Genomic DNA, 9185 nt, shown 5'->3' on the forward strand with positions numbered 1-9185 from the left:
GGATGATCGTCAAACAGATCGGGATGTTCTGCTTGCCGGGCAGGATCGCCTTGGCGATGAGTCCCAGGACGAGCCCCACGATGATTGCCCACAGCCAGCCCATTGCTGCCTCCTTGTCCAGCGCGATGGGCGCGATGACGGCCAGTGTCGGCCGGGAGGGGGCGGGCCGCACTTCGGGGCGGCCCCGGTCTCGTCCGCGAGGGGCCCGCGGCGTACCGTGGAAGACGTCCGGGGCCGGGGCGGACCCGGGGCGGAATCGCAGGTGGTGGAACGTGATGCGGAAGCACAACGGCTCCGAGGTCTTCCGGATCACCGGGGCCCGGGCAGGGCTCGACGACGACGTGCGCGGACGGCAGCGCCGGTACGTGATCTCAATGGGCGTGCGGACGCTTTCCTTCCTGCTCGCCGTGGGGCTGTGGAATGTCCAGCGGCCGGTGGCGATCGTGGCGCTGGTGCTCGGCTTCGTGTTGCCGTACATCGCCGTGGTGATCGCCAACGCGGGCCGGGAGAACGCCCCTTCGCTCCCCTCGACCTTCATTCCGACACCGGTGCGACCGATGTTGCACGGCGGCCCGACGGATGACACACCCGGAGACGCGCCGGGCCCGGGCGAGGACCTGGAGCAGCGGCAGGCACGTGACCAGAGCTGATGTCCGGAAGGGCCTCTTCTGCGGTCTACAAAGCTCAAGAAAAGCTCAGTTCAATCGTGCGGATCCAGTGCCCCGGCCAGGGTCCCCCATGACATACTTCGTACGCGCTCCGCATCCCCCGTCGGAGCGACGGACCGACGCCGGGCGGCTCCCCCCGTGGCTGCCCGGCGTCGCCATGTTTACTGGTCGCCGTGAACGCCGTGAATGACGAAGCGACGCCGATCTGCTCGGCCAAGGGCTGTCGTGCCGCCGCCGTGTGGGTGCTGGCCTGGAACAACCCGAAGATCCACACTCCGGAGCGCCGGAAGACCTGGCTGGCCTGCGAGGAGCACCGCGAACACCTCTCCAAGTTCCTTGGTGTGCGCGGGTTCCTGAAGGAAGTCGTGGCACTGGAGGAGTGGGAGAAGACCGTCGGCGAAGGCTGAGCGCGGGCCGGCGGCCGGGCGCGGATCGGCCTGGTACGGGGGCCGGTACGAGACCCTGTGCGGGCGGCCTGGTGCGAGAAGCGCGGTGCGGGAATCAGCCGCCGATGGCCGACATGGGGCGGTCGGGCTGGAGGAACGACGGGTCGTCCAGACCCGATCCGGCCTTCTTCCCCCACATCGCCAGCTTCCACAGCCGCGCTATCTCCTCGTCCGGCTCCCCCGCCCGCAGCGCGCCCCGCAGGTCGGACTCCTCGCGCGCGAACAGGCACGTACGGACCTGGCCGTCGGCGGTCAGCCGGGTGCGGTCGCAGGCGCGGCAGAAGGGACGGGTGACGGAGGCGATCACGCCGACCCTGGCGGGGCCGCCATCGACCAGCCAGCGCTCGGCGGGCGCGGCTCCGCGGACCTCGTCCCCTTCGGGGGTGAGGTCGAAGCGGGTGCGCAGGGTGGCCAGGATGTCCCCGGCGGTGACCATGCCGTCGCGGGTCCAGCCGTGCTGGGCGTCGAGGGGCATCTGCTCGATGAACCGCAGTTCGTAGCCGTTGCGCACGGCCCAGGCGAGCAGGTCGGGGGCCTCGTCGTCGTTGAGTCCCGGCATCAGGACGGCGTTGACCTTGACCGGGTCGAGGCCCGCGGCGCGGGCGGCTTCGAGCCCGTCCAGGACATCCTGGTGGCGCTTGCGGCGGGTGAGGGTTTGGAAGACCTCGGGGCGGAGGGTGTCGAGGGAGACGTTGACCCGGTCAAGGCCCGCGTCCTTCAGGGCCCGGGCGGTGCGCTGGAGTCCGATGCCGTTGGTGGTCAGCGACATCCTGGGGCGTGGCTCCAGGGCGGCGCAGCGCTCGACGATGGAGACGAGGCCGGGACGCAGCAGGGGCTCGCCGCCGGTGAACCGGACCTCGCCGACGCCGAGTTGGGTGACGGCGACGCGGATCAGGCGGACGATCTCGTCGTCGGTGAGCAGGTCGGGCTTGGCCAGCCACTGCAGGCCCTCTTCGGGCATGCAGTAGGTGCAGCGCAGATTGCAGCGGTCGGTGAGCGAGACGCGCAGGTCGGTGGCCACCCGGCCGTATGTGTCGATGAGCACCCGGGCCCCTCCCCGATCCGTCGGCAGTCGGTTTCGAGCCTACGCGACCCCTCTGACATCAGCACGGGCCGGAAACCACGAGGAGCGGCGAGGCCGCGTCGTAGGACCCTACGAGTCCTGCGACGCGGCCACGCGTGCGTACGGTCAGTGGGCGCCGGTTCCGGTGAGGGAACGGACCTCCAGCTCCGCGTACTTGCCGGCGTCCGGCTCCTCCTTGGACACCACGGTGCCCAGCCAGCCCAGCAGGAAGCCGAGCGGGATGGAGATCAGGCCCGGGTTCTCCAGCGGGAACCAGTGGAAGTCCACGCCGGGGAACATCGAGGTCTCCTTGCCCGAGACGACGGGCGAGAAGAGCACCAGGACCACGGACGAGACGAGGCCGCCGTAGATCGACCACAGCGCGCCCCGGGTGGTGAACCGCTTCCAGAACAGGCTGTAGAGGATGGTCGGCAGGTTGGCCGAGGCCGCGACCGCGAAGGCGAGCGCGACCAGGCCGGCGACGTTGAGTCCGCGCGCGAAGGCGCCGAGCACGATCGCGGCCGCGCCGATGAAGACGGTCGCCCAGCGGGCGGCGCGCACCTCCTCCTTCTCCGTGGCCTGGCCCTTGCGGATGACGTTCACGTAGAGGTCGTGCGCGAAGGAGGACGAGGAGGCGAGGGTGAGGCCGGCGACGACGGCGAGGATCGTCGCGAAGGCCACCGCCGAGATGGTGGCCAGCAGGATGGCGCCACCGGTCGAGTCCGCGCCGCCGCCGATCTCCTGGGCGAGCAGCGGGGCCGCGGTGTTGCCGGCCTTGTTGGACGTGGTGATCGTGTCCGGGTCGAGCAGCGCCGCGGCGCCGAAGCCCAGGGCGATGGTCATCAGGTAGAAGGTGCCGATGATGCCGATCGCCCAGTTCACCGACTTCCGGGCGGCCTGGGCCGTGGGCACGGTGTAGAAGCGGATCAGGATGTGCGGGAGACCCGCGGTGCCCAGGACGAGCGCGATGCCCAGCGAGATGAAGTCGATCTTCGATGTTGCGGTGGCCCCGTACTTCAGGCCCGGCTCCAGGAACGCGGCGCCCTTTCCGCTCTTCTCGGCTGCGGCGCCGAGGAGTTCGGAGACGTTGAAGTGGAACTTCCAGAGCACCAGGAACGTAATAAGGAGTGTGCCCGCGATCAGCAGGACAGCCTTCACCATCTGGACCCAGGTGGTGCCCTTCATGCCGCCGATGGACACGTAGAGGATCATCACGATGCCGACGAGGACGACGATGAGGATCTTGCCCGTCTCACTGGTGATGCCGAGCAGCAGTGAGACCAGAGCGCCGGCGCCGGCCATCTGAGCCAGCAGATAGAAGATCGACACCACGATGGTGGAGGTGCCCGCGGCGGTGCGGACCGGGCGCTGCCGCATGCGGTAGGCGAGCACGTCGCCCATGGTGAACCGGCCGGAGTTGCGCAGCGGTTCGGCGACCAGCAGCAGGGCCACCAGCCAGGCGACGAGGAAGCCGATGGAGTAGAGGAAGCCGTCGTATCCGGCGATGGCGATGGCGCCCGCGATGCCGAGGAAGGAGGCCGCGGACATGTAGTCGCCGGAGATGGCCAGGCCGTTCTGGAAGCCGCTGAACTGGCGCCCGCCCGCGTAGAAGTCCTCGGTGCCCTTGGTCTGCCGGCCCGCCCACACCGTGATGGCGAGGGTCGCGACGACGAAGAGGGAGAAGAGCGTGATGATCAGCGGGCGGTGCTCGCCGGCGCCTTCGGCGGCGAGCTGTATCGACTGGATCGAGGGGCTCATGACGCGTCACCCTCCAAGCGGGTCTTGATGGCCTCGGCCCGGGGGTCGAGCTTGGTGGCGGCGTGACGCGAGTACCACCACGCGATGAGGAACGTGGAGAGGAACTGGGCGATGCCGAAGACGAAGGCGATGTTGAGGTTGCCGAGCACCTTGGTGCCCATGAAGCCGCCCGCGTAGTTGGACAGCAGGACGTACAGCAAGTACCAGGTGATGAACGCCACCGTGAGGGGGAAGGCGAACGAGCGGTACGCGTGGCGCAGTTCGCCGAACTCGGGGCTCTCCTGCACCTCGCGGTACGACTCGGTGCCCGACGTCCCCTCCCCTGGCGGTGTCGAATCGGTGTACACGGGATCTCCTGTGGAATGCGACCGGTGGTTCGGAACGAAAGGTTGTATGAGGTGGGGGTGACAACAATCACGCCCATCACCCGGAACTCGGAATGTTAGGCCCTGTCAGGTGCCGGGCGACAGGGGGGTCGTTGAACAACACAGCAATCGTCATATCGGGGCCGACACCCGCTGCTCTTCGGGTCGTTGACGAGGTGTGAGCGATGCGCAGAACCCTCCGTCTCCCTCCCCGGGCCGCCGCCCGTACGGCATGGTGCGACTGCCCTGGCCTGTGCCCCTGGCGCCGGTCGAGCCGCGCATCGGGCCGGGCACCCGAACGAGCCCCGGAGGGGGCGAACTCCGCCGCTGGGCAACCGGCCGGTACGGGCCGCGGGTTCCGCTGCCGCTGTTGAGCATCGAGGCGCTACGGGTCGAGGGCGCGCCGAACCGCCGCTGAGCCGACGCCGGGCCGCGGGCACCGGTCGGCCCGTGCAAGTGGTCCCGACAAGAGGGATGTTTGGGCGATTCCAGCCAAGAGGCCTGGGAATTCCGGCTTTTCGTCGGAATCCATTGATCAGATCACCGCATCGGCGCTAGCTTCCCACGTCATGTACCCGCCCATGCGCACATCCGTGCGTGGGCGGTCTCACGGATGATGTGGAGAACCCATGGCTCCTCTCCGATCCAGATGTGGGGCTCCCCTGACCGAAGTGGAGACCTCATGACGCCGCGCCCCGCCGCCGCACGCTCGCGCCGCGCGATCGCCCTTCCCGCCAGCATGGTCCTCACGGCCGCGCTCGCCTTCCTGCCCTCCGCGGCCACGGCCGCGCCCCAGGGCGGCACCGGTTCCACCACCCCGTCCTCGTCGGCCGCGGCCGCGACTGACGGTGAACAGCTCAGCTATGTCGTCAACCTCCGCCAGGGCAAGGGCGTTTCGTCCGTCCGCGAGGCGATAGCCAAGGCGGGCGGCACGATCGTGGAGGCGTACGGCCAGATCGGCGTCGTGGTCGTGCACTCCGCGAACGCGGGCTTCGCCCAGGAGATCCGCAAGGCGTCAGGGGTCGCCTCGGCGGGCGCGACGCGCACCGCGCCGCTGCCCGCGCAGTCCACGACCGACCTCGGCGCGCCGAAGGTGCTCACGGCCGAGCAGGCCGAGGCCGCCGCCCAGCGGGCGGAGGCGGGCGAGGACCCGCTGCAGCCGCTCCAGTGGGACCTGCCGGCCATCAAGGCCGACAAGGCGCACGAGAAGACACTGGGCAGCAGGAACGTGACGGTCGCCGTCATCGACACCGGCGTGGACGACACCCACCCCGACCTCGCGCCCAACTTCGACCGCGCGGCCTCGGTCAACTGCGTGACGGGCAAGCCGAACACGGCCGACGGCGCCTGGCGGCCGAGCGCCGCGGAGAGCCCGCACGGCACGCACGTCGCGGGCGAGATCGCCGCCGCGAAGAACGGGGTCGGCGTCACGGGCGTCGCCCCGGGCGTGAAGGTCTCCGGCATCAAGGTGTCCACGGAGGCCGGGTTCTTCTACACCGAGGCGGTCGTCTGCGGCTTCATATGGGCCGCCGAGCACGGCGTGGACGTGACCAACAACAGCTACTACACCGACCCGTGGTACTTCAACTGCGCCGACGACCCCGACCAGAAGGCCCTGGTCGAGGCCATCACCCGGGCCACGCGGTACGCGGAGCGCAAGGGTGTGGTGAACGTCGCGGCGGCGGGCAACGAGAACTACGACCTGGCCTCGAACTCCATCACCGACCCGTCGAGCCCCAACGACACCACCCCGGCCGAGCGCAAGGTCGACCCGCGCGAGTGCTTCGACATCCCGACCCAGCTGCCGGGTGTCGTCACCGTCGCGGCCACCGGCGCCAAGGGGCTCAAGTCCTCGTTCTCCAACCACGGTCTCGGCGTGATCGACATCGCGGCCCCCGGCGGCGACTCCACCGCGTACCAGCCGCCGCAGGCCCCCGCCACCAGCGGCCTGATCCTGGGCCCGCTGCCGGGCGGTGGCTACGGCTACATGGCCGGTACGTCGATGGCCTCCCCGCACGTCGCGGGCGTCGCGGCGCTCATCAAGAGCAAGCACCCGAAAGCCGGCGCGGCAGTGGTCCAGGCCCTTCTCAAGCTGCAGGCCGACAGGAAGGCCTGCGAGGACCCGTACGACATCGACAGCGATGGCACGGCCGACGCGGTGTGCGAGGGCGGCAGGGTCTACAACGGCTTCTACGGGGCGGGCATCGCGGACGCCCTGGACGCCGTCACGCAGTGACGCCGTGACTCGGGCCCCAGGAGGCCTGATGCGGTGAAGCGGTGACCAGGTCCCAGAAGACCTGGCACGGTGAACGGGTCCTAGGAGGCGGGAAGTTGAACCGGCTCCTAGGGCCCCTCACGTTTCGGGGCCCTTCTTAGGACCCGCTGTCCGGCTGCCAGCCGGGGCTGCGCAGGACCCGGCCCGCGCGCTCGCTCCAGGTGCGGGCGGCGCGCACTTCGCGGGCGATGGCCGCGTACTCGTGGGTGGCCACGCGGAGCGGGTTGTACGTGGAGATGTTCTTGGTGAGGCCGAAGAGCGGGCGCTCGGTCTCGGGGACGAACGAGCGGAACAGCCGGTCCCAGACGATCAGGATCCCCCCGAAGTTCCGGTCCAGGTAACCGCCTTGGGAGGCGTGGTGGACGCGGTGGTGGGAGGGGGTGTTGAAGACGAACTCGACGGGCCGCGGCAGCTTGTCGATGCGCTCGGTGTGGATCCAGAACTGATACACGAGGTTGGCCGAGGAGCAGAACGCGAGCGCCGCGGGGTGCACGCCGAGCGCGATCATCGGCACGTAGAACGGCCACACCGTGAGCGAGGTCCAGGGCTGGCGCAGCGCGGTGGTGAGGTTGAACTTCCGGCTGGAGTGGTGCACCACGTGGCAGGCCCACAGGACGCGGATGACGTGGTGCCCGCGGTGGGACCAGTAGTAGAAGAAGTCCTGGGCGAGCAGCGTCAGCGGCACCGTCCACCACAGCACCGGCACGCGCAGCGGGGTGAGTTCGTGGATCGCGGCGTAGATCGCCACGATCGGGATCTTCCACAGCGCGTCGAAGACGAGGCTGCCGAGTCCCATGGCGACGCTCGTCGCCGCGTCCCTGGTCTCGTAGCCCGCCGCGTCCTCGTCGGGGTGCAGGCGGTAGCTCACCATCTCCAGGACGGTGAGCAGGACGAACGCGGGTATGGACCACAGCACGACATCGGGCAGTTGCGGCATCCCCGCAACATAAGGCTGCGGACGGGGACGCGACTAGGGGTCGTTACCCACAAGTACGCGAGCCGTGCCGAGCGAGTGCGCGGCCTCGCGGAGGCGAAACTCGGATGCCTGTGGCTGACCCGCTGTCACCCCACCACCGCCAGTTCGACCTCACCCCGCTCGCCGACCTCCCCATCAACGACCTGGGGCGAAGTCCCCGTCAAGCGCGCCGAGCCCTTCCCTCCGGAACGGCTCGTCCGACGCGGCCTCAAGAAGCCACGAACCGGAACGAACTGAACCCGGGTCGGAACCGCACCCGTCTCGCCCGTATCCTCAGTGACCATGCTCGAAGACCGCACGGCACCCGCTCCGCCCCTCCCCCAGCAGACCGGGTGGCCGGCCGGTTATCCGGAGGGATACGCGGTGGTGGACGTCGAGACCACCGGGCTCGCGCGGGACGACCGGATCGTGTCGGCGGCCGTCTACCGCCTCGACGCGCGCGGTGAGGTCGAGGACCACTGGTACTCGCCGGTGAACCCCGAACGCGACCCGGGCCCGGTCTGGATCCACGGCCTGACGCGTGAAGTGCTCGCCGGCGCCCCGCTGTTCCCCGAGGTCGCGGATGCCTTCGCCGAGCGCCTGGAAGGGCGGGTGCTCGTCGCGCACAACGCCGTCTTCGACTGGTCGATGATCGCGCGCGAGTACGCGCGCGCCGAGCGCACCGCGCCCGTACGCCAGCGGCTGTGCACCATCGCCCTGTCCAAGGAGCTGGGTCTGCCGCTGCCCAACCACAAGTTGGAGACGCTGGCCGCGCACTACGGCGTGGTCCAGCGGCAGGCGCACCACGCCCTGGACGACGCGCGCGTGCTCGCCGAGGCGTTCCGTCCGAGCCTGCACCTGGCCGCGGGCGCCGGGCTGCGGTTGCCGCTGCTGGCCTGCCAGCCGCTCACCGAATGGTCGGACACCCCGCGCCCGTTCGCCCGCCAGCGCGGCAACCCGAGCGGCTACGGCGGCTACCGGCAGAACTCCTGGCGCCCGGCCCGGAGGCGCCCCGCCTGCCCGTACCCCAACCCGGGGCGGTACGAGCCGGGCGGCCGGCTCGTCCAGGGCATGCGGGTCGCGTTCTCCGGCGACACCGGCGTGGACCGTGAGCTGCTGGAGGACCGGGCCTTCGACGCGGGGCTGCACATCGCCACCAGCGTCTCCCGGCTCACGAGCCTGCTGGTGACCAACGACCCGGACTCGGGCACGTCGAAGAACGTCAAGGCCCGCTCGTTCAACACCCCGGTAGTCGACGAGGCGGCCTTCATGCAACTGCTCCAGGACGTGGCACCGGCGCTCTCGTCCGAGTGAACGGCGCACGACGCGCCCCAGGCCCGCACCCCCTCCCGCGAGCGGCGCGCGCACCCTGTGGCGCATGGCGAACTGCGAAGTGTGCGGCAACGACTACGGCATGAGCTTCGAGGTGCACGTGCAGGGCGAGGTGCACGTCTTCGACTGCTTCTCCTGCGCCATCCACCGGATGGCCCCGATCTGCGAGCACTGCCGGGTCCAGATCATCGGGCAGGGCATGGAGGCCGAGGGCCACTTCTACTGCGGTGCCCACTGCGCCCGCGCCGAGGGGAAGGTGGGCCTGGTCGACCACGTATGAGAGCGCGTCGACCACGTATGAGAGCGCACGGCCCGCCCGCCGA

At 70.0% G+C, this 9185-nt stretch carries 10 protein-coding genes; 5 read left to right on the top strand and 5 right to left on the bottom strand.

Going from position 1 to position 9185, the window contains the following annotated elements; all coding sequences use genetic code 11:
* The coding region (locus tag AOK16_RS28375; RefSeq protein WP_420865385.1) for a GlsB/YeaQ/YmgE family stress response membrane protein at positions 1-103 on the bottom strand (103 nt) is incomplete at its 3' end.
* A gap of 172 nt (positions 104-275) precedes the next feature.
* Here AOK16_RS28375 and AOK16_RS15540 point away from each other — a divergent pair.
* Positions 276-650 (top strand): DUF3099 domain-containing protein, encoded by a 375-nt coding sequence (locus AOK16_RS15540; protein WP_055472842.1) that lies wholly within the window; start codon positions 276-278, stop codon positions 648-650.
* Positions 651-850: 200 nt separating this feature from the next.
* Positions 851-1075 (top strand): hypothetical protein, encoded by a 225-nt coding sequence (locus AOK16_RS15545; RefSeq protein ID WP_055472843.1) that lies wholly within the window; start codon positions 851-853, stop codon positions 1073-1075.
* Positions 1076-1169: 94 nt separating this feature from the next.
* Here the strand turns inward: AOK16_RS15545 and moaA are convergent, their stop codons facing one another.
* The 3 genes from moaA to AOK16_RS15560 all read right to left on the bottom strand — a co-directional run bounded on the left by moaA (position 1170) and on the right by AOK16_RS15560 (position 4282).
* Positions 1170-2159, bottom strand: a complete 990-nt coding sequence (moaA, locus tag AOK16_RS15550) for a GTP 3',8-cyclase MoaA (RefSeq protein WP_055472835.1) — start codon at positions 2157-2159, stop codon at positions 1170-1172.
* 144 nt (positions 2160-2303) lie between these two features.
* The gene (locus tag AOK16_RS15555) at positions 2304-3935 is read right to left on the bottom strand and encodes a solute symporter family protein (protein WP_055472836.1); all 1632 of its coding nucleotides are present in this window, start codon (positions 3933-3935) and stop codon (positions 2304-2306) included.
* Entirely contained in the window at positions 3932-4282 is a 351-nt protein-coding gene (locus tag AOK16_RS15560; protein WP_055472837.1) for a DUF485 domain-containing protein, read from the bottom strand. The genes AOK16_RS15555 and AOK16_RS15560 overlap by 4 nt, the downstream gene beginning before the upstream one ends.
* Positions 4283-4982: 700 nt before the next feature.
* Here AOK16_RS15560 and AOK16_RS15565 point away from each other — a divergent pair.
* On the top strand, positions 4983-6536 hold the full coding sequence (locus AOK16_RS15565) for a S8 family peptidase (RefSeq protein WP_055472838.1): 1554 nt from the start codon (positions 4983-4985) through the stop codon (positions 6534-6536).
* Positions 6537-6672: 136 nt separating this feature from the next.
* On the opposite strand, the gene AOK16_RS15570 is transcribed toward AOK16_RS15565, so the two are convergent.
* Entirely contained in the window at positions 6673-7512 is an 840-nt protein-coding gene (locus tag AOK16_RS15570) for a sterol desaturase family protein (protein WP_055472839.1), read from the bottom strand.
* Positions 7513-7833: 321 nt separating this feature from the next.
* Between AOK16_RS15570 and AOK16_RS15580 the strand changes: the two genes are divergently transcribed.
* On the top strand, positions 7834-8844 hold the full coding sequence (locus tag AOK16_RS15580; protein WP_055472844.1) for a DEDDh family exonuclease: 1011 nt from the start codon (positions 7834-7836) through the stop codon (positions 8842-8844).
* A 64-nt stretch (positions 8845-8908) separates the two neighbouring features.
* Positions 8909-9142 carry a hypothetical protein gene (locus AOK16_RS15585; RefSeq protein ID WP_055472841.1) on the top strand — a complete coding sequence of 78 codons (234 nt, stop codon included), beginning with the start codon at positions 8909-8911 and terminating at the stop codon, positions 9140-9142.
* Positions 9143-9185: the final 43 nt, after the last annotated feature.

It is taken from the genome of Streptomyces pathocidini, from assembly GCF_001418495.1.
Taxonomy (GTDB): domain Bacteria; phylum Actinomycetota; class Actinomycetes; order Streptomycetales; family Streptomycetaceae; genus Streptomyces; species Streptomyces pathocidini.